The sequence below is a fragment of the Rhodoferax sp. RT5P35 genome (genome assembly GCF_056521385.1).
In genome coordinates this window covers 1-1,033 of the sequence record NZ_JBWMAX010000358.1, presented here as the reverse complement: position 1 = coordinate 1,033, position 1,033 = coordinate 1, and the positions used below count along the sequence as shown (strand labels likewise).

Here is a 1,033-nt window from a genome sequence, read left to right as displayed (position 1 = left end):
TTTGAATGTATCGGGGAGGTGGGTTCGAATAATCCCCTATGCTTTCATCTCCCTTTTACCAACAGCCATCCTGGGCGTTGGTTCAGTCCAACAAGGTTTATCTGCCGCGTATGAACAATGCCATCGCCTCTTGCATCGCTGCGCGGCAGATAAACGCTATTCGTTAAACCTCACGGAACCGTGCGTGCAACCTCTTGAACTGACTCCACCACTTCGGGCCAAGCTTGGCCCAGAAATGAAGATGGACATCCATTGGGTAGACGTGAAGTTGCGCGATGGTCGCGAGTTCATGAACTTGGTTGTACGAGGCGGCGCGTACCTTACAGGCCGCGCAGACGATCCCGACGGCGAAGGTGCTTTACCGTTCGCAGCAAATGAGATCGTCTCAATCCGCAGAAGGTCGTTGTTTGGCTCGCTCTCGCCGTTTTGGGGGCGCAGTGAGGTTTAACCTGCCATTCGAGCGGACCACCTTTGGCGTCCGCTCACTTTCACATTAGGCATCGAATGCAACCCCTCGCTTCCATTACGGTCTCAGGCCGCTTATCCCGGTCAGAGTGGCTGCTGGAAATCGCGAGCCTTGCAACTTTCATCGGCTCTCTGACGCTGCCTGCTTTTGGCATTGTTCAAGAGTAAGGCGACACATACACAGGACTCTTTCTTCTATTTTGGGGATTCACAGCAGTCCTACAAGTCGGCAGCGACGAAAGCCTGTTGTTCTGCTTAGCATGGTTAGCAAATGTGGCATTCGTGCTCGCGCACGCATGCTTGGTGCAGCGATTCGCGTCTCTAGCCAGCGCTGTGGCGGCTACCGGTGTTGTACTTAGCGCAGGGTTTTCATTCGTCAAAGACACAACTGTTCAAGGTATGTGCGTGCATCACCCAATCAAGATCTACTCGGGGTATTTGCTCTGGATCGTCGTAAGCGTCCGGCCATCCCATGTTGACCACTGGCCACAGCCATGGTTGATTTCAAGGAGGGATGGGCTGCCAGCGATGCGGCAGCAGTTGTTCAATGTCCCGGGCCCTGTGCGTT

Annotated in this window: 1 protein-coding gene; it reads left to right on the top strand. The window is 54.2% G+C overall.

All coding sequences use genetic code 11. From position 1 onward, the window contains the following. Positions 1–448, top strand: a 448-nt coding sequence (locus AC097L_RS26310) for a hypothetical protein (RefSeq protein WP_479589630.1), incomplete at its 5' end; no start/stop codon positions are given. Between the last annotated feature and the right edge of the window lie 585 nt (positions 449–1,033).